Origin of the sequence: Nostoc foliaceum FACHB-393, from assembly GCF_014698505.1 — a bacterium.
In the GTDB taxonomy this organism is placed as follows: Bacteria; Cyanobacteriota; Cyanobacteriia; order Cyanobacteriales; family Nostocaceae; genus Nostoc; species Nostoc foliaceum_A.
Genome location: NZ_JACJTD010000049.1, coordinates 14,323 through 32,543, shown reverse-complemented (window position 1 = coordinate 32,543; position 18,221 = coordinate 14,323). Strand labels below are relative to the sequence as shown.

Annotated in this window: 17 protein-coding genes and 1 pseudogene; 6 read left to right on the top strand and 12 right to left on the bottom strand. The window is 39.9% G+C overall.

Annotated features, from left to right (window positions below):
- Positions 1-40: 40 nt before the first annotated feature.
- The 7 genes from H6G92_RS28405 to H6G92_RS41245 form a co-directional block, all read right to left on the bottom strand.
- Entirely contained in the window at positions 41-1,354 is a 1,314-nt protein-coding gene (locus H6G92_RS28405) for a hypothetical protein (RefSeq protein ID WP_190898813.1), read from the bottom strand.
- Positions 1,351-2,631, bottom strand: a complete 1,281-nt coding sequence (locus tag H6G92_RS28400; protein ID WP_190898811.1) for a glycosyltransferase family 4 protein — start codon at positions 2,629-2,631, stop codon at positions 1,351-1,353. Before H6G92_RS28400 ends, H6G92_RS28405 begins: the two co-directional genes overlap by 4 nt.
- Positions 2,628-5,711, bottom strand: coding sequence for a glycosyltransferase (locus H6G92_RS28395; protein ID WP_190898809.1), 3,084 nt, complete (start codon positions 5,709-5,711; stop codon positions 2,628-2,630). The genes H6G92_RS28400 and H6G92_RS28395 overlap by 4 nt, the downstream gene beginning before the upstream one ends.
- A 2-nt stretch (positions 5,712-5,713) precedes the next feature.
- A complete protein-coding gene (locus H6G92_RS28390; RefSeq protein WP_190898807.1) occupies positions 5,714-6,463 on the bottom strand; it encodes an ABC transporter ATP-binding protein in 750 nt (249 codons plus the stop codon).
- The gene (locus H6G92_RS28385) at positions 6,464-7,270 is read right to left on the bottom strand and encodes an ABC transporter permease (RefSeq protein WP_190898805.1); all 807 of its coding nucleotides are present in this window, start codon (positions 7,268-7,270) and stop codon (positions 6,464-6,466) included.
- 312 nt (positions 7,271-7,582) lie between these two features.
- Positions 7,583-7,732 (bottom strand): hypothetical protein, encoded by a 150-nt coding sequence (locus H6G92_RS41250; protein ID WP_390667108.1) that lies wholly within the window; start codon positions 7,730-7,732, stop codon positions 7,583-7,585.
- Between the two features lie 3 nt (positions 7,733-7,735).
- Entirely contained in the window at positions 7,736-7,864 is a 129-nt protein-coding gene (locus tag H6G92_RS41245; RefSeq protein WP_390625451.1) for a hypothetical protein, read from the bottom strand.
- A 141-nt stretch (positions 7,865-8,005) separates the two neighbouring features.
- Here H6G92_RS41245 and petP point away from each other — a divergent pair, with 141 nt between their 5' ends.
- From petP to H6G92_RS28360, 4 genes are all read left to right on the top strand, one after another.
- A complete protein-coding gene (gene petP, locus H6G92_RS28375; protein ID WP_190898803.1) occupies positions 8,006-8,197 on the top strand; it encodes a cytochrome b6f subunit PetP in 192 nt (63 codons plus the stop codon).
- Between the two features lie 120 nt (positions 8,198-8,317).
- Positions 8,318-9,418 (top strand): Get3/ArsA fold putative tail anchor-mediating ATPase NosAFP, encoded by a 1,101-nt coding sequence (locus H6G92_RS28370; protein WP_190898801.1) that lies wholly within the window; start codon positions 8,318-8,320, stop codon positions 9,416-9,418.
- A 92-nt stretch (positions 9,419-9,510) separates the two neighbouring features.
- Positions 9,511-10,557, top strand: a complete 1,047-nt coding sequence (gene chlG / locus H6G92_RS28365) for a chlorophyll synthase ChlG (protein WP_190898800.1) — start codon at positions 9,511-9,513, stop codon at positions 10,555-10,557.
- Positions 10,558-10,975: 418 nt separating this feature from the next.
- Positions 10,976-11,263: a hypothetical protein gene (locus tag H6G92_RS28360; protein ID WP_190898799.1), complete on the top strand. Its 288-nt coding sequence runs from the start codon at positions 10,976-10,978 to the stop codon at positions 11,261-11,263.
- Between the two features lie 75 nt (positions 11,264-11,338).
- Here H6G92_RS28360 and H6G92_RS28355 read toward each other — a convergent pair whose 3' ends face one another.
- The 4 genes from H6G92_RS28355 to H6G92_RS28340 all read right to left on the bottom strand — a co-directional run bounded on the left by H6G92_RS28355 (position 11,339) and on the right by H6G92_RS28340 (position 15,503).
- Positions 11,339-12,292, bottom strand: a complete 954-nt coding sequence (locus H6G92_RS28355) for an MDR/zinc-dependent alcohol dehydrogenase-like family protein (protein ID WP_190898798.1) — start codon at positions 12,290-12,292, stop codon at positions 11,339-11,341.
- Between the two features lie 130 nt (positions 12,293-12,422).
- A complete protein-coding gene (locus H6G92_RS28350) occupies positions 12,423-12,974 on the bottom strand; it encodes a hypothetical protein (RefSeq protein ID WP_190898797.1) in 552 nt (183 codons plus the stop codon).
- Between the two features lie 218 nt (positions 12,975-13,192).
- Entirely contained in the window at positions 13,193-13,999 is an 807-nt protein-coding gene (locus H6G92_RS28345) for an inositol monophosphatase family protein (protein ID WP_190898796.1), read from the bottom strand.
- A 70-nt stretch (positions 14,000-14,069) separates the two neighbouring features.
- Positions 14,070-15,503, bottom strand: a complete 1,434-nt coding sequence (locus tag H6G92_RS28340; RefSeq protein WP_190898795.1) for a BCD family MFS transporter — start codon at positions 15,501-15,503, stop codon at positions 14,070-14,072.
- 311 nt (positions 15,504-15,814) lie between these two features.
- On the opposite strand from H6G92_RS28340, the pseudogene H6G92_RS28335 reads away from it, so the two are divergent.
- Positions 15,815-16,624: pseudogene (locus H6G92_RS28335) on the top strand (Rpn family recombination-promoting nuclease/putative transposase).
- 172 nt (positions 16,625-16,796) lie between these two features.
- On the opposite strand, the gene H6G92_RS28330 reads toward H6G92_RS28335, so the two are convergent.
- Positions 16,797-16,979 carry a hypothetical protein gene (locus H6G92_RS28330; protein ID WP_190898794.1) on the bottom strand — a complete coding sequence of 61 codons (183 nt, stop codon included), beginning with the start codon at positions 16,977-16,979 and terminating at the stop codon, positions 16,797-16,799.
- A 73-nt stretch (positions 16,980-17,052) separates the two neighbouring features.
- Here H6G92_RS28330 and H6G92_RS28325 point away from each other — a divergent pair, with 73 nt between their 5' ends.
- A complete protein-coding gene (locus H6G92_RS28325; RefSeq protein ID WP_190898793.1) occupies positions 17,053-18,063 on the top strand; it encodes a hypothetical protein in 1,011 nt (336 codons plus the stop codon).
- Positions 18,064-18,221 lie beyond the last annotated feature (158 nt).

The window sequence follows — 18,221 nt, the reverse complement described above, 5'->3', positions numbered from 1 at the left end:
ATTTCATTTAATGAACTTAATAAATAATTGCCTCTACTAGCTAATGCTTAATTAATTTTATAGACCAAGGTTCTGGATTAGTTGGAATTATCATTTCATGTCCAGTTGGTAATTCCATAAATCTATCAGCGTACTTAGCAAATTTCAAATCAGTAAAAGCCGGATGTTGCCAGTCAGTTACTATGCCAATTGACATAGTTGCTAGTATCGTTAAAGCGAACATCTTCCCAATGCGATTTTTTTGGTTGTATGCCTTGTGAAAAATCCATATAGTTCCTAATGAAAAGGCTAATACTAAGTTAAACCAGTAACGTGCACCGACACCAATAGGCTCAAACAAAGTTATATTAGGAAACTGTAAAGCTATTGCTGTAAAAGGAATAAGAGCCGCAAATATTATAAATGATCTGAGTTCTAAAGGGGATTTAAGCAACAAATAAACTGAGACAATAATCCCTACAACTAATATAGTTATATTCAAAATAATATACAATAAATCTGGTAATACATTTATGAAATAATTAGTAACATTAGTACCGAAAATGCTCATTGAAAAAACTTGATTTGTTAAAATTTCTAATATTTTCCTTACATCATTAAAAGATAAAAAATTAGAGCCTACTTTACTCATTCTTTCTTGACCAATTTGATTAGTATTGAGAACTATAATTTGGGTTAATGCTGTAGATATCAGCACTACGAATTTTAAATAAAATAAATCATTGAGTTTTTTATTACTAATTTTTGTTGCAAAAATTAAAAATATAATCGCTGGCACTATCAGGATTGAAAAAGGCCCAGTTAATCCTCCTATCAAAATGATTATAAGGTCAAACAAATTAACCAAAATATGAGATGATTTAGCAATAATAGCCATAAATATTAAAAGTGCTATGCGCCATTGTGCATTAGTAATGTTTGCATGAACCTCATAGCATCCAGGTAAAACTAAATAGAGAAATGATATGGCAATTCTATAATTTATATTTGGTATTAATTTTGAGAATCTAGAGGAAATTAATAAGGTTACTGGCAGAACTTGAATTATAATGGCAATCAAATTAAAAACAAGTGGTGCTGATTTTAAAGAGAAAAATATACTAAACGCCGCAGTTAATCTGGGCACGGCATGTAAATATCCTGCATAAGGTGAAAATAATGAATTTAGAATTCCATTGTTGTATGCTTGGGCATAAAACACAGTTCCATCTTCTGCCCAAAATTGAGGATTTAAGATTGCATCAGGCCGCCTAGAAACAATTACTATAAAAGCGAGCAAAAACATTGTTATATGAACATAAAATAATCTGCGATCACTTGGATTGTGTGAAGAGATAGCACGGTTAATTGTCATAAATCATATCCTGACTGCATTAGACTTAGTTGCGGCATTGTGAAAATAAAATTATAAATTTTTTTTATTTCAACAGCCCAATCTGCATGGTTATTTATTATTTCTTGGGCAGCATTAATTCTAATATGTTCTAAATCTTCATAGCGTTCAATTGCTTCTGAAATTGTTTCAGCTATATATGTAGCGCTTGGATAAGATAAAAGACAGTTTTGCCTATCTTTCAATAACCATTTTGTACTATTGTTGATATTAGAAACGACCAATACACCACACGCCATCATCTCAAATGGTAAGTAAGAGGGATGCTTAGTCATCATCATAGATAGTCCAATATGACAAGAACGATATAAATCTCCTGTTGCTTCATAAGTTAGCAAACCCAGATTTTCTATCACTCCTTCTAACCCATAGTCTTCAGGCTTCCAGTTTGCACCAGCAGATAATATTTCAATATTAGAACCGTAGCGATTTTTAAGTTGACGCATAGCTGTAATTGCTAGCTCAAAAGCGTTCCGAGGATGTCCAGGACGACCATAAAAAAAGATACGTTTAGGGTTATCTTTCCTAGAACTATCATCTTTATAAAAAACTTTAGTATCTACGCAAGGAGTAAAGTGAATAGATTTTCCTCCATATTCACTTTCATATATATTTTTTAAACTAATAGTATTCGTAATCCCATAAAATCCAAAACGGTATGTTGCCTCAGCTTGAGCATAGGTGGAGCCGGCTGGATAGAATAAAGGTTCAAAATCCTGAATAAAATAAAACTTCAATCCCGTATTTTGAACCTTTAGCAATACATAAGCTGTTGTCCAAAGTGTGGCTATTGAAAAATCTGCGGGTTGTATATTCTCAATTGCTTGTGCACTGTTAATAACTATAACTTCACAAGTTTTTAATTCTGGAAATGCTTTAATAATATTACCAAAAATAACATCAGCCTTGGCTTCACCACAAATCAAAAATCTTTGATGCATTCCTCCTTTTTGGAGTAAATATTCAGCCGTTCGGAGTATTGTCATGACTCCGCCATAAAAAGCATTTTCAAAGGATGGTAGATACCAATTGACAATATGAGGCCCAGATTTAACAACTCTTTCTGGATGTTGCTGAACTTGAGAAATGTCACTGTAGGAAAAATCCATAACTGCGGCTAATGCAGTCGCATCTTCAGTGTACTTATCTAGTGGAATTAAGTTCTTTTTAATTAGGTTTTTGTCTAGGGGAATTAAGCTCTTTTTAATTAGCTTCTTGATCAATATTGGAATTTTCATGAAACTTCTCCATTTTTTGATCTTAATTTCAAAGGAACTACAGATGCAAATGCAGGATGAAAATAAGGATCATCTGCTAATGAATCATCAAACTTTGGCACATTATTACCCGGTAAATCTAGCAAGAACGCTCTCGCATGGGGATTTACCAAACCACGTTTATTAGTAGCCCGGCTAGCTTGACAAAGCTTAATCATTGAATGCTGCACAGAAGAAGAATCTATAGATAATCCTCCTAATGTTAAGTAATGTTCGTAACTAAAAGCTACTGCCCAAGGAGAGCTAGCGCTACAGTTTCGATACCATAATGCTCCACCAAAGATTTCCCAAGAATATAAGTTACTGCCATAAAATAATGGAGAGCCATTGCCATATTTATCAACAATCAATCCGGCTTCCACAACTATATTTTGATTTGTCAAAATAAGTGCTGAAGCAAATCCAATATCTGGATGATTAAGAACCCAACCACTTAATTCTTCTATCCATCCCTTTTCAAATTTAACGACTTGGCCTGATACGAATAAAACTACATCAGTAGTATCCTGTTTCGCTGCCTCTGCTAAAGTTGCTAGCTTAGAATTTCCTTCACTCACCAGCAGCCAATCAACAGGTAAATTGATTTGTTCTATGAGTATTTCCCGTTCACTTGCTTGTAAATAATAATTAGACTCAGGTAAAACGATTTTGGCTTTATGCAACTTCGGGTCAGCAGATTCCGAAATAGCACTTATGCAAGCTGATAAGTAGTCCCAGGAAACATCACCATCAATAACAATTGATACTTTAGCAGGTGGAGTTTTCCATTCTAATCGAAAACCACATTCTGGATGTGGTGAAATTGTTGCTGGTAGTTGCGTTCGACTCAGATGATCTTTAAGAGACTTCAGTTGTGCTTCAAGTGCATAAGGTTTAGAATCTATCCCCAAAGAAGTTGATCCTTGTATAATGCGCCAGTGGTAAAGTACAGAATTAATTCGCGCAATACGTGATGTTTGTTCTGTAATACGTAAAAATAAATCCCAATCTTGTGCTCCATCAGTTTCTGGATTAAATCCGCCTATACGATTCACAAGAGCGCGACGAGCGATACACAAATGAGTTAAATAGTTAGCTGAATATAAAATTTCTGGACTCCACTCCGGCTTGAGTAGGAGCCGAGACCGTACCATGCTGTTTGCACTAATACAGTCTTTGTCTGAGTAGATGAAATCTAAGTCTGGCTGCTTGTTTAGTTCATTTACTATTTCATAAAATGCCCAAGGTGATAATAAATCATCATGATCTAGTAAAGCTATAAATTCACCAGTAGCCATTTCTAGAGAAACATTGGAGTTGCCAGAAATCCCCCTGTTTTCTGGTATGATAGCTAGCTTAAATCGTTTATCTTGTAGACTTAACTTTTTTATGTATTCAATTGTTTGTAAATTACTGATATCTGCAAATGCAATACACAACTCCCAGTTTGCATAAGTTTGTTGCAATACACTATTTATTGTCTCTTTTAAGATAACTAAAGGTAATTTATAAACCGGGAGTATAACACTTAAAACAGGTTGGTAATTAAAAGATAAAGCTTTAATTTTTTGTTGTTTAAGTTCTTCATTTGTAAACTCGTAGTCTTTAATCCATTGATCATATTCTGAAGAGTCAGCCAAATTTTGCAAAACTTCTGCTACTAATGTATCTGCGAAACTAAACCTAGTCCGAAAGCTCATCATTTGATTGTTTAAAAAATTCAACGCCCGTTTGTTAAATATCTGATAGCCTTCTTTGCGGATTATAGTAATACTCTTATTAGCAAGTTTTAATAAAGGTGGATTTATCCCATAGGTTATTTTTTCTTTTAAATTTAAATATATTTTTCGTAATTTCCAAAATTTGCTAGTTTCCATCCAAGAGACAAAATTTTGACAACTTTCCAATTCAGCTTGAGTTGCTTGTAGCAGAGATTGGGAAGTTTCTAATTCAGCTTGAGTTGCTTGTAGCAGAGATTGGGGAGTTTCTAATTCAGCTTGAGTTGCTTGTAGTAGAGATTGGGAAGTTTCCAATTCAGCTTGAGTTGCTTGTAGCAGAGATTGGGAAGTTTCCAATTCAGCTTGAGTGGCTTGTAGCAGAGATTGGGAAGTTTCCAATTCAGCTTGAGTTGCTTGTAGCAGAGATTGGGAAGTTTCCAATTCAGCTTGAGTGGCTTGTAGCATAGGTTGGGAAGTTTCCAATTCAGCTTGAGTTGCTTGTAGCAGAGATTGGGAAGTTTCCAATTCAGCTTGAGTTGCTTGTAGCAGAGATTGGGAAGTTGCCAATTCAGCTTGAGTTGCTTGTAGCAGAGATTGGGAAGTTTCCGATTCAGCTTTAAGAGAATTTACTTTAGATTCTAAATCTATTAGTTTAGCTTGGATATTATTTCTATTATTTATCTCGGTCTTTAAACTATCAAATTGCCATTCAATGAATTCAATAAGCTTATTAATTTCGCTAATTTCATCTTCTATTCTTCGTAATAAAATGCCATGAGGTACTAAGTCATATATATTAAAATTGTAATCAGGAATGAAGCCATTATCTAGAAATATCTTGAGCCAATTAATCCGAGGTAAAACCGTTAAATGCGTTGGTTCTGCAAAATCCTCAGCAGTAGAGGAAAAAAATACTACTTTGGCATATTGACACATATTTTTAATTGCATCTAATGCCTCATGCCGTGGCATGTGCTCAACCACTTCAATACATGTTATTAAATCATACTGATGTTGAGCTTTCTTAAAAGCACTTGAATCAGCAGCAGAAGCAACAAAAACATAAGGTTTTAAATCTACTCTTACACAAGATATTGCGTATTCAGAATAATCAAAACCATGTACAAAAATACCTCGGTTGTAAAATGCTTCCACTAAAAAACCTTTGGCACAACCAACATCTAAAACAGAACTAGGCGACACATAATTTACTAACTTATCGGCGACTGCATTAAAAAAACGTAGCCAATGTCCAGCGTTAGCTGTCCTATCATAAGGAATACCAGGTACCATTCCTAGATAATAATTTTCATTGTAAAAATCTTGATAGTCTAAGTTATTCATCTTTAGCTATTGTCTGTATATCTTAATGTACTCAGATAATGTTTGATTGTTTCTTCAGGTTCGCCTATAAACTCTACCTTTCCTTGAGCTAAACAAACTAACTTATTGCAATATTGCTTAACAAAATTCAAATCATGAGATACTACTAAAACTGTTGCATTTCCATTCCAAAAATTATCAATTCTTTGCTTACATTTATTCTTAAAACTTTCATCTCCTACCGATAACACCTCATCTAAGATTAAAATATCTGGCTGCACATCTGTCGCTATCGCAAATCCCAAACGTGCTGACATACCCGAAGATAATCCCTTAACTGGAACAAAAGCATAATCTTGCAATTCTGCAAATTCCAAAATTGAAGGTGCTCTATTCCGCATTTCCGATCTAGAATATCCCAGCAGAACACCATACAGCAGAATGTTATCCATTACGGAAATTTCCGAATCAAAACCTGCTCCTAATTCAATCAAAGGAGCTATTTGACCTCGTACCCGCACTGTTCCACTGGTAGGTTGTAAAATCCCAGAAATGACCTTTAGAAGAGTGGATTTACCGGAGCCATTCGCACCAATAATACCAATCTTTTCACCTTTTTCAACCACAAAATCAATTTTATCCAGTACTAACTTTTTTACTGGCTGACGATATTTACCCTCTAAAATAGATAGCATTGTTTTCTTAAGGTCATAAGAAAACTCCTCTTGTGTCCGTCGCAACAGCGAAACATTATCTAGGCGAATTACTTCCATTCACAGCAAATCCATAAATTGATGTCGCCACAAGTGAAAACAAGTCCATCCTAGGGCTAAAATAATTACCCCACTAAGCAAAGCTCCCCAAATTAAGCCCAAATCCGGTAGAGAACCTGATAATGTAATTTGACGCAGACTTTCAATAATTGGTGCTAGTGGATTTAAACGTAAAAACTGCCTTATCTGTGGTGGAACAATAGCTGCTGGATAAAATATAGGGCTACTGAGCCAAATCACAAATACTACTAACTCATAAAAGTAAGGCAAGTCTCTAAAAAATACGTACAAAGAACTTACTAAAAAACTGATTCCTGTAGAAACTAAAACTAGGGCCAAAATTGGAAACACCAGCGCTAATACATTGACTAAACTCTTGGAATTAATCAAAGTCATCAATGCCAGCAACGGAAATGTACCTACCGAAAACTGAAATACGTTTGCGGTAATCATTGATAGAGGAAAAACGCTTACTGGTAGACTAATTTTATTTAATAATGAGCCATTGCCTACTACACTACTCAATGCCTGGGAGGTAGAAGCTGAGAAAAAATTGATTACTACCAGTCCTGTAAAGGCTGCCAATACGTAGTTCAGTATTGAGTTGCCGTAATAGGAGGCAAAAGTTGCGCCGAAAATTGCAGTGTACAGCCCGGTCATGATCAACGGGTTCAACAGCGACCAATAAACCCCTAGAAACGAACCTCGATAACGTACTTTAAGATTTCGTGCTACCAAAACGTGCAGCAATTCCCAATAACGCCGCACTTGCAACCAAGTTGAATTATCTTTAAGCGAAATTCTCATCCTTAAAAACCACCACACACCACAGGCAAGTTATTTGCGAATTTTATACTACTGGAGCGTACTTTGCCGCACTAGCCTACCATCAAAAACTTTATTTTAAAAAGCATTGTTAAACACACAACCTACTAATTACCATTTTTCTCCTCTTAAGCACATCCTACCCTGGCAAGACCAGTTAATTTATCAATTGGTTCCTAATAACTCTCTGAACAAGCCAGCAGGCTGCAAATATCACAAACAGGTTTAAAAGTCAAATGCGATCGCTTTTTAGGATGTTTACCCATTGCAATGATTGAAGCGCTACTCCATTCGCTAACTCAAGTTATCTGGATCAACTCCCTGCGATCGCAAATATTCTGCCAATCGCTCTGCACGTTGATGTTCTTGTTCACCCCGCTGGCGCTCTTGTTCTGCTTGTTCCTTTCGCGTCGGCACCCAACCTGCCGCATTGTACCAACGCAACCACTAATCTGTGGTCTGCTGATAAGAACCTTGCCAAAGACCCAATCCTAGTTCTAACTCTTCCAACCATAAGCGGTTCTCTGCTAAAGATATTGCCTCGTAGCGAGTGCCTATGAGTTGAAATGCACGCAAATGATTTTCATAGCGGTCATAAATGCTGTTAGGTCAGAAGTTAGAAGTTTGGAATTTTCTCCCTTATCTCCACTGAATTTGTGAGAGCAGAGTCACGGATTCCGCTACACTGAGATTTGGTTTATTGCATTGTAATCAGGCATGGAAATCGGACAAAAGGTTAAAGTCTTTCGTTTGCGCGATCGCGTTTCTCCCCCAATTGTGAAAAAACTAGGACAAGTGGGTATTATCCAAGGCTACAAAGTCACCGATGGTGCTGGGATCGGTGTAGTCGTGCTGTTTGACGACAATACTTCCACTTGGTTTTTTGAAGATGAAATCAAACCTGTGTAGTAATAAAGAACTCAAACCCTGGTTTTTCTTTGACTCTGAAGTTTAAAGCACAGGCTGAGAATCTTTGTTGAGTGCTAAGTTGGAGTTGAAAAGACCGGCGGTGAAAATAGGAATCAAGTAATGGCTCTAATATTGACATTTTTGGGCAAAGGCGGCACCGCTCGTACCAAAATTGCGATCGCCGCCGCCAAATTATTGGCAAGTCAAGGCAAGCGCGTACTTCTAGCAGGACAAGCAGAACCAACATTGTCAATTCTGCTAGGTATTCCCATTGCTGCCGATCCCCAGGAAATCGCTCCCAATTTGCAAGCAGTCCAGTTTCAAGCATCTGTACTGCTAGAGCGCAACTGGGACGAAGCGAAGAAACTTGAGGCGCAATATCTCCGCACGCCCATATTCAAAGACGTTTTTGGTCAAGAACTGGTAGTGTTACCAGGTATGGACAACGCCCTGGCCCTGAATGCTATCCGTGAATATGATGCCAGTGGCAAATATGATGCGATCGTCTACGATGGCACGGGTGACTCTTTAACGTTGCGGATGCTGGGTTTACCAGAATCTCTCAGTTGGTATGTCCGGCGATTTCGGCAATTGTTTGTCAACTCCGATTTGGGTAAGACGATTACTGAATCGCCCTTGATTCAACCGCTAATTAGCAGCTTTTTCAATGTCAATTGGACAGCAGATAACTTTGCAGGGCCTACGAACCAAGTCAATAATTTCTTAGAAAAGGGGAGAGCCGCTCTTGCTGACCCTAAGCGTCTCGCTGCGTTCATAGTGACCACAGGAGATCCCATTGAGGTAGCAAATGCTCGTTATTTGTGGGGTAGTGCTCAACAAATTGGTTTAACTGTTGGTGGTGTTCTGCTTGTGTCTACTGAGACTAATGCTAATCTCTCAGAAGAATTTATACCTCTACCTGTGAGCGTTGTTCCTGACTCGCCAACAGGTGATTGGCAACCACTGATAGATGCCCTACCTAACTTTGAAGCACAAGCGTTACAGGCTCCCAAACCAATTGAAATAGACATCCACAATCGTCAGGTACGCTTATTTTTGCCAGGCTTTGACAAAAAGCAAGTCAAACTTACCCAATATGGGCCAGAAGTCACGGTAGAAGCAGGAGACCAGCGACGGAATATTTCCTTACCCCCGGCTTTGAGTGGCAGACCCGTTGCTGGAGCCAAGTTTCAGAATAATTATTTGATAATTTCGTTTTAATTTAGTTAGGAGTTAGGAATGAAGAGTTAGGAATAAAACAATAATTCATAACTCCTAGCTCCTAACTTCTCGCTCTAAAAAAAATACGCCTTATGTCAGAATCAACTCCCATTACCCCAGACCCCAACCCATCTGAGGTATTAGACTCAGTGGCAAGTAATCCCAGCGAACAAGCACTTGCATCTGCCGATCGCAGTGCAAAAACTAGGCAGCTACTGGGGATGAAAGGTGCAGCAGCAGGGGAAACTTCAATTTGGAAAATCCGTTTACAGCTCATGAAGCCGATTACCTGGATTCCCCTAATTTGGGGAGTAGTCTGTGGTGCGGCTTCTTCTGGTAACTATACTTGGACGTTGGAAAATGTCTTGAAGGTAGCAACCTGTATGCTGCTGGCTGGGCCATTGATGACAGGTTACACCCAAATCCTTAATGATTACTATGATCGCGAAATTGATGCCATCAATGAACCATATCGCCCCATTCCCTCTGGGGCAATTCCTCTACCCCAGGTAATTATTCAGATTTGGGTATTACTGATTGCTGGTATTGCTTTGGCGTTTGCGCTAGACGTGTGGTCTGGTCATGAATTCCCGACAATTACAGCGATCGCCATCATCGGTTCTTTCATCGCCTATATTTATTCTGCACCTCCCCTGAAGCTCAAGCAAAACGGCTGGCTAGGCAGTTACGCTTTAGGTGCAAGCTATATCACCTTACCTTGGTCTACTGGACACGCTTTGTTTGGCGATCTCAATTCCACAATTGTGATTTTGACAATGTTCTACAGCTTGGCTGGATTGGGAATTGCCATTGTCAATGATTTCAAGAGTGTAGAAGGCGATCGCCAGCTAGGATTAAATTCACTACCGGTAATGTTTGGCATCACCACTGCGGCATGGATTTGTGTAGTGACAATTGACGTATTTCAAGGATTGATTGCAGCTTATCTCGTCAGCATCCATGAGAATTTGTATGCAGCAATACTAATACTGTTAATCATCCCGCAAATCACCTTACAGGATATGTATTTCCTGCGCGACCCGGTGAAGAATGATGTTAAGTACCAAGCCAGCGCCCAACCGTTCCTTGTTCTGGGAATGCTTGTCACTGGTTTAGCGCTGGGTCATGCTGGCATTTAACAGTAAGATAAGCTGTTACGCATTTAATTTGTACATTTACCTTATGACTGATGATTGATGACTGTTAACCGTCAACAGTCATCAATCATCAGTTAACGACCATCAAGAGTGTTTATATACTTTAGACGCGCATCAGCTTAGTTAGTGTCTTGACTAGACAATGCCACAAGCGAAAACCAAGCTAAAAAGTATATATTGCAAGAGGGAGATTTGGGTTTTGGGAAACAGGACTTCTGCCCTTGGTGGGAATGTCAGACCAATAGAACTACGGAGACAATAGAGGCTATTCCCGATGAATTGGGAAGCACCGTCCGTCTATAGGTTGGGTAGTTCACCTTATACTTCTATAGTGAGAAGTTAGGAAGTAGGAGTTAGGAGTTAATATACTTCTAACTCCTAGTTTGTATCAGGACATATTGTGTTTAAACTGATATCTTTCCTTATTCATGGGATTCAACCTTTGTTAGTCCCGATTTGCTTTGTCGTTGCTTGGACTGTAATTATTCTCGTTGTTTTGAGTCTCTGGGCGGCGGCGCGAGATAGTGTGACTACAGCCAAGCAAATGCATCAAATCCCCTGTACTGGTTGCCAATTTTTTACCGATAATTACCGTCTTAAATGCACTGTACGCCCATCTACTGCCAATACAGAAGAGGCTATCCATTGTCCTGACTATCAACCGAAGACGAATCCTTATCTGTACTAAAGGGATGAGGGAGCAAGAAGAGAATCATAACTTTTAACTCCTAACTTCCAACTCCTAACTCCCAACTCCTAACTCCTAACCAATCTCTAACAATATCTTTAAAACACCCCGACTCTGAGCGTGTTCAAAAGCCGTAAGCCCTTCAATCAGGGGGTAACTAGCATAAATCAGGGGTTGCACATCAACTTGTCCTGTAGCTAGTAGCTGGAGAGCAGAGGGAAAGGGGCCACAACGGGAGCCTATGAGAGTTATTTCATCCACTACTAAAGAAGAAGCATCTATGCTGAGGTTACCAGCATAAGTACTTTTAAGTACAAGCGTACCACGGGGACGTAGGGCGCGGCGGGCGATCGCAAATCCTTCTGGGTTGCCAGTACATTCTACTGAGATATCGAAATATCCATCTTTCACAGAATCAGCTAAACCAGTTTTAATCCCCCGTGCCTCTAAGTTAGCCAGTTTGTCTCGATGTCTCCCCACAGCTAAGAGTTCACAGCCAGTTAGAGCTAGTGTCTGAGCAACCAACTGCCCTAGTTTGCCATCTCCAACCACTAGCACCCGATCATGTGGACGTAATGGCACTTGCTGCTGAATTTCCAAAGCTGCTGCTATAGGTTCGGTAAATGTTGCTACTTCTGTCGGCACATTATCAGGGACGGGATGCAGGTTCTCTATTGGCAAACAGAGATATTCAGCAAAGGCACCGTGGCGGTTGACAATACCCAAAACTGTGCGATTTTCGCAGTGAGTTGGTTGTTCACTGCGACAAAACCGACAATGCCCACACACAGCGTTGATTTCTCCAACTACGCGTTGGTTAACTAAGTGTTCTGGCCCTTGTGCAACAACACCAACAAATTCATGACCTAAAATACCAGTGTAGGGATAGTAGCCTCTAAGTAGTTCCAAATCGGTGTTACAAATACCCGCACGCAAGACACGTACCAAAGCTTCTCCCGGTGGTGGTGCAGGAATGGGAATATCCGTGCGTAATTGCAACTGGTTGTTTTCGAGCCAAAGTCCTTTCATTTTTATTCATGTCTTTTGCCTAATATTTTGTCATACCATTTTCAAAATCTTTGCAACATAATCAATCGGCTATAGGGGCGGACATCTGTACGCCCCTAACCATGTCTATGCACTTGTAGTAAATATGTCTTTAATTTTGGGAACTTACATCAATTTTGCTTAACCAAGTAACCAAGTCATTTGAGTCAAGTGCTATCTCACTTCCTAAGGTTTTGATATAAAGAAGGCCGTCACTAATAATTAAATCTCTAATTGGATACCATGAATCTCGTGTTCTAATCAAAAGTTCCAAGGGAATCCCTAGTCTTGAAGTATACTTGCGATATTTCCACCAAGCTCGCCATAGAAGCACAGATTTAGTACAGTGCATCTCATAGCCTTTGGGAACTTCACAGTATTGATACTGATAGAAACCTCGACTATCTACTTCTCCTTTAAGCAGGTAACTATATTCTGCTAATGCCTGATTTATCAATTCCCATTGGGATGATTTTGGATAAATCAAGAATTCAGATAGGGTGTTAGATAGTTGGGCAGTGGCAATCACGCCTTCAGATTTTGCTGTCAGTTGGTTGGTTTTATACACTGTTTGCGCTGTCAAAGCAGGATTTGACAACAAAACTTCTTTTCTCTGGATAGAGTTTTGTACAAACTCTCGAATTAAATCTAGGTTAGACAACATAAAATTTTTTATACTAAAATAACCAGTGTGATGAAAGCCACAACACTACTTAAATTAATAAGTACACTGATTTTGCACTTAAATCAGGATTATTACCAGCTTTATTTATACTAAATTCTTTGTTTGATTAGGGACTTGTTAAGTTTAATATCGGGTATGCCGCCCACTAGGCTAGTTGACAAAATAACTGTTTTCAGGCGGATGAGCGGCAGATTAAATTAAATTTTTACGCCTTCGAGAAAAGGTTGAAATACCGGAACTAATTCGGGACGACTAACCACAAGCGTGGGAAAAGAGCGATCGCTATAATCTTCTCCCGCTGACAACGGAAATGGCTCTGACTTAAGCGATAACCAGACCCCACCAGCAGCCTGGACAATTACCCAAGCTCCCGCTAAATCCCAAACTTTTGGTGTCGCCTCAATACCACCTAGAGTAGCCCCAGTAGCAACTGTCAAAAAGTTATAGCTAGCCACACCCAACATGCGGATTTTGCAGGGAAAGCCGTTTTTGATAGCTGCGGTGCTACGAGAACAGAGGTTAAAAAAGTGATTGTTGCTGGGACTATCTATACTAGTGTGGATGGGGTGGTGGTTGAGAAATGCTCCTGTTGGAGTTGCTAAACCAGATGAACCTGCCCAGAAACCATGAAAAGCTTGATTCAAGGTAGGCGCGTAAATATAACCGAAAATGGGTGTACCTCGATACAGTAAACCCAGAGATATTGTCCAGAGGGGAATGCCGCGGGTGAAATTGGTTGTACCGTCTAGAGGGTCAATTACCCAGCACCACTCAGTACCGGGAAATGACTGATCGCTCTCTTCACTCAAAATACCGTAACCAGAAAAATTAGAAGCGATCGCATCCCGAATTTCCTGATCTGCCCATTTATCTGCCTGCGTCACCAAACTACCATCAGCTTTTTGGGAAGCCTGTACTTGCCCAAAATCTTGCATTAGCTGCTTGCCCACTCTGGTAGTGGTAGTTTGGGCAAAATCAAGAATTGTTGTCCAAAAATCATTCATTGGTTAATTCTGGCGCAAAGGCTTTCCTGAGCGACGATTAGGTAGATTCGGGTTGGGTTAAATTTCTAGTTTAGTCTAAATCGCTTTCCAAAACCGCAGCGATCGCTTGCTTGGTACTTGTTTGAAATTCTGTGACGTTCACCCGATTGAGAAACCAAATCGACAGCACCATTCCCACGGCTTCTAAGGCAAATACCAATCCATAAGCTAACTCTAGGCTTGGTAGCAGCTTGCGTCCAATATCCAAAACTGTACCTCCGATTACTACCGCCACACCTCTAGAGAGGGACTGCGCTAATCCCCATGCCCCAATAAACGTACCTGCGGCTTCTGCTGCTGTAAGATCCAACATCAAGCTAATTGCAGCCGTAGTTAAGAAACCTGTGGCTAAACCGAACAATACCAAACCTAGTTTGAGAACCGCTGCATTAGCTGTGAATCCTGATATACCTAGCAATATTGCACAGAATGCTACCAACATACAGCCTAGACGTGCAGTTCTGCGCTTACCTAATCGCGGCACTATGAAAAAGCCCGTAACGCCGTAGGCAATCAGTAAACCCGTTCCATAAAAAATATTTAATTTGGTACTTTCCGCTAGGGGCATACCAAAAACTTGACCCGCATAAGGTTCCAAAATCGGGTCTTGCATAAACAAACTGATGGTCATCACCAATAAAAAGGTGAAGAATATACCTGTTTGTGGGCTAGCCGTCAAGATTTTCCAAGCATTGCCTAGAGTAATGCTGTCTTCCCGGTTCGCCAGTGTGGAACGGGTTGAGTATTGAGAGTACTTTTTTTCTACGCCGAATGTTGCTGCGATCGCTAAACCAAATACAATTGCAGGGACGATAGTAAACAATCTGTTGATTGCTGGCTGCAAGATTTCTACAGTTGCTTCTGGTGTTAACTGTTTTAGTAAGCTGGCGCTGATAATCGCCCCAACAATAATCCCCACCATTAGCATCGACCAAACCACACCAACTACTTTGGAACGGTTATCTTCTTCAGATATATCCACTAATAAAGCAGCAAAGGCAGTACCGCTGGCACAAATTCCTAGACCGTATACAGCGAAAACTAAAGCCAAAAGCCCTGTCCAGCCGATTGTTTGGGTTGTCCATACCCAAGTACCTGCACTATTTCCAGCAATATTCATCTGCCACATTACTTGTACAGCTAAAAATGCTGCGATCGCAAATATTGCCGCGCCCACCCAAACATAAGCTGTGCGGTGGTATCCCCATAAAGGTTTAGCATCGGAAATCTGGCCAAACCAGATCCGTGAAGGAGCAACAAATAAAGGCAGTGCTAAAACTACTGATACCAGCGTCGCCGGAATTGCTATTTCTTGAATCATGACTCTGTTGAGTACCCCCAGAGTCAAAATGGACATCATGCTCAACCCCATCTGAAATAAACCCAGCCGGAACATGGTCAGCAGGTTTACCCTTGGCACAGATAAGGATTTAGTTTTGGTATCAAATACTTCACCGCTTGCCATAGCTACTTTTTCGTATAGTTTATAGGATTTAATCTCTCTCTCTTTAAATAAAGATAAACCCTACTCGCTCGAAATCAGCGAAGGAAAAGTTGAAGTTGCGTTAGCGTAGCTCACCAAAGGTATCGCACTTACTTTTGCAAATACCAATTCATGAAAACTATGACACATTTATCTCCCGACTTAGCACAGTTAACACCTCGATTAGTATAACCTTCAGCCAAGTTAGGATTAATTTTTATGGCTTGGTGGTAATCCGCGATGTCTACAACGGGCTATGCATACGCATAACGAGAGAATTTTAGGATGAAGTAGTGAAACGAGACTCTATTTACTATCAAATTTTTAAGCGCTTTCCTGCGTTACTCTTTGAACTGGTTGATAATCCTCCTCTGCAAGGGCAAAACTATCGATTTGAATCAGTTGAAGTCAAAGAAACCGCTTTTCGCATCGATGGTGTATTTTTACCTCCAGAGGATGTAACATCTAGGGTGATCTTTTTTGCTGAAGTTCAATTCCAAAAAGATGAAGCCCTTTACCATCGGTTCTTTACCGAGTCGCTGATGTACCTGAACCGGAATCGTTCTCAGTACGATGACTGCTTTTATGTGGTAATTTTTTCATCACGCTTTTTGGAACCAAGGGATCAACAAACTCATCGAATATTTCTTAACAGCGACCAAGTGCAGCGAATTTATTTAGATGAGTTAGGCGCGACCAATCAGCAGCCAATAGGTATCAACTTGATGCAGTTGACTCTAGCATCGGATGAAGTTATGGCAGAGCAAGCCAAGCAATTGATTGAGTGGGTAAAATTAGAGGAAACGGACACACTGCCGAAAAACGAAATACTAGACATCATCACCACAATCGCCGTTTATAAGTTTTTTTCGTTGAGTAGAGAGTAAGTTGAAGCTATGCTAGGACTGACTTTGGAACAAACAAGGGTTTATCAGGAAGGGAAAGCCGAGGGTCGAGAACAAGGTCGAGAAGAACAGAAAGCTGAAATGTTGAAACTTACTGTGCCTTTGTTACTAAAAACAGGGATGAGTGTGGAGCAGATTGCTCAACACCTCAATGTTGATATAGAAGCTGTCCAGATTGCCGCACAGCAAAACACATAGAATGGTCATTTCATGTCTGTTGTCATATTTTTGCAAAATGAGGAGAGCTTGATTAAAATCCTCAATAGCCTTTTTATGGTTTTCAGAGTGAGCGCACCAAAATTTGACAAATTAAGATGCTCATGATTTCATCAAAGAGTAAATAAATCCTCTGTTTAAGCTGCTAGATTCTTCACTTCATTGAAAAGCAGAAGCTACAGAGGTTAGAGAGCTTTGTTTTAGTATCAAATACTTCACCGATTGCCATAGCTAATTTTTTGTATGGCGGTGATACGATCACGCCAAAATGTGACAGATGTAAGATGCTCATGACTTCATCGGAGGCGATCGCATCTGATGCCCAATTGGGAACCATAAGAAAATAAGCTACTACCATGCTTTGGTATGAAGCAAAGAAACGTAATACATCACAATATATTTGTTTATCCATGTCTAACGAACAAGAGCGTAATTCCGCTTTTAACGCTGCTGCCAACATTAACGTTCAACACGCCCAATTACAGGATTTATCCTTAAGTGCAGCCCGTAGATTATATAAAGGTGGGATTCGACCTGGTGATCCTATAAGAACCAGAATGCAAGCCCAAGAAATGTTAGATAAAATCCCTCCATCTCAAAGAGCAGCGATTAATGGCAAATCTACTGATATTAATACTCAAAAATACCTATCAGATAAACACGCTAGTCACATAAAACCCCACAGCAAAGGTGGCTCAAACGATCCCAAAAATATCGAGTGGGAAAAGGCCAAAGATAATTTAGCCCGTGGCGATAAACCCATGACTTCGCAGGAGCAAATGAGACTAAATGCCAAAGGACATTTTGATAACCTAACAGGTGCAGTCAAAGCAGGAGTTAAAGCCGCGCCCCTTGGAGTAGCCATTGGTGTAGCGACGACAGCGCCATTTTCGTTACTAACCAACGCGCTGCGGGTAGTTCGGGGTGAAATTTCTGCACAAGAAGCCGCTATAGAAACATTGAAAGATACCGTAAAAGGCGGCACAGTTGGCGGTGTGACAGCATTTGTAACCACAACAGTAGCAGCAGCTTGTCCACCAATTGCGATCGCTTTAACCGCAGCAGCACCAGTTTTAGCTGTTGTTGGAACTGCGGGTATGGTTTACGAGTTTTTCAAAATCCTCGATGACCATAAACAAACGGTGAAAATCTATTATGAATCTTTAACTCAACAAGAATTAGAAAAATTACAAGCAATTGAAAACGAACTGATTTATGAACACCAGAAGAATCTAGAATTTTTGGCTGAATCAGAAGCAATTAATCAAGAAATTACAAATCGCCCAATTGCACCGGGAATAGAGGGGGCTATGCAACGGTTACGTGAATCAGTAGCTATTGCTCAGTTTTTAGGACTAGCATCAACTGATAGTAAGTTACTGCCTGATTCTCAACTTCTTTACCTTCCTCCTCATTCCTAGAGAATTAGTCAAAAATTGTATGATTTTTATAATTCCTCTTCTGTTTGGTGCTTTAGGGGCGGCAGTTGGTGCTGTCGCAGGTACTTTTACTGCTCATGCTGCTGGAGAAAAGGACAGACAAGCAGGCAAGCATCACAGACAAGTTGCAAATGAATTAA

Excerpts from the sequence above, each read along its gene's own strand:
- H6G92_RS28405 (WP_190898813.1), bottom strand. The coding sequence starts at position 1,354 with ATGACAATTAACCGTGCTATCTCTTCACACAATCCAAGTGATCGCAGA.
- H6G92_RS28400 (WP_190898811.1), bottom strand. The coding sequence starts at position 2,631 with ATGAAAATTCCAATATTGATCAAGAAGCTAATTAAAAAGAGCTTAATT.
- H6G92_RS28395 (WP_190898809.1), bottom strand. The coding sequence starts at position 5,711 with ATGAATAACTTAGACTATCAAGATTTTTACAATGAAAATTATTATCTA.
- H6G92_RS28390 (WP_190898807.1), bottom strand. The coding sequence starts at position 6,463 with ATGGAAGTAATTCGCCTAGATAATGTTTCGCTGTTGCGACGGACACAA.
- H6G92_RS28385 (WP_190898805.1), bottom strand. The coding sequence starts at position 7,270 with ATGAGAATTTCGCTTAAAGATAATTCAACTTGGTTGCAAGTGCGGCGT.
- petP (WP_190898803.1), top strand. The coding sequence starts at position 8,006 with ATGGAAATCGGACAAAAGGTTAAAGTCTTTCGTTTGCGCGATCGCGTT.
- H6G92_RS28370 (WP_190898801.1), top strand. The coding sequence starts at position 8,318 with ATGGCTCTAATATTGACATTTTTGGGCAAAGGCGGCACCGCTCGTACC.
- chlG (WP_190898800.1), top strand. The coding sequence starts at position 9,511 with ATGTCAGAATCAACTCCCATTACCCCAGACCCCAACCCATCTGAGGTA.
- H6G92_RS28355 (WP_190898798.1), bottom strand. The coding sequence starts at position 12,292 with ATGAAAGGACTTTGGCTCGAAAACAACCAGTTGCAATTACGCACGGAT.
- H6G92_RS28350 (WP_190898797.1), bottom strand. The coding sequence starts at position 12,974 with ATGTTGTCTAACCTAGATTTAATTCGAGAGTTTGTACAAAACTCTATC.
- H6G92_RS28345 (WP_190898796.1), bottom strand. The coding sequence starts at position 13,999 with ATGAATGATTTTTGGACAACAATTCTTGATTTTGCCCAAACTACCACT.
- H6G92_RS28340 (WP_190898795.1), bottom strand. The coding sequence starts at position 15,503 with ATGGCAAGCGGTGAAGTATTTGATACCAAAACTAAATCCTTATCTGTG.
- H6G92_RS28330 (WP_190898794.1), bottom strand. The coding sequence starts at position 16,979 with ATGGTTCCCAATTGGGCATCAGATGCGATCGCCTCCGATGAAGTCATG.
- H6G92_RS28325 (WP_190898793.1), top strand. The coding sequence starts at position 17,053 with ATGTCTAACGAACAAGAGCGTAATTCCGCTTTTAACGCTGCTGCCAAC.